The organism is Sphaerisporangium sp. TRM90804 (assembly GCF_029846175.1).
Classification (GTDB): domain Bacteria; phylum Actinomycetota; class Actinomycetes; order Streptosporangiales; family Streptosporangiaceae; genus Sphaerisporangium.
Genome location: NZ_JARWAC010000081.1, coordinates 1 through 617 on the forward strand (window position 1 = coordinate 1; position 617 = coordinate 617).

Sequence of the window (617 nt, forward strand, 5' to 3'; positions counted from 1 at the left end):
GTGCTGGTGGCGGCGCAGCGGCGTAACCGTCCGCAGGCGCACACGCTGGTGTCGGCGCTGGGTGAGCTGCATGTCGCCGGGGCGGACGTCGACTGGCGGGCGTTCTTCTCCGGCACAGCGGCCAGGCGGGTGGATCTGCCCACTTATGCCTTCCAGCGTGAGCGTTACTGGGTGGAGGGTGAGCCGGGTGTGGGTGATGTGTCGGCGGCTGGTTTGACGGCGATGGGGCATGCGTTGCTGGGTGCGGCGGTGGTGCTGGCCGATTCCGGTGGTGTGGTCTGTACCGGCAGGTTGAGCGTCGGAGCGCAGCCCTGGCTGGCTGATCACGTGGTCGGCGGTTCGGTGGTGTTCCCGGGTACCGGTTTCGTGGAGTTGGTGCTGGGGGCGGGTGAGCAGGTGGGGTTCGGCGGCCTGGAGGAGCTGATGCTGCAAGCCCCCCTGGTTCTGCCCGCCACCGGCGCGATGGTCGTCCAGGTCGTCGTAGGCCCGCAGGAGTCCGGCCGCCGATCGGTCAGCGTCCACTCCCGGAGCGAGGACCAGCCCGACCAGCCGTGGACGCTCCACGCCCAAGGGGCGCTGGTTCCGGTGTCGGACGGTTCTGCGTCACCGCGCGAGGC

General features: G+C 70.3%; 1 pseudogene. It reads left to right on the forward strand.

The window, feature by feature from the left end:
- Positions 1–617: pseudogene (locus PYR91_RS36335) on the forward strand (polyketide synthase dehydratase domain-containing protein); the annotation flags it as partial.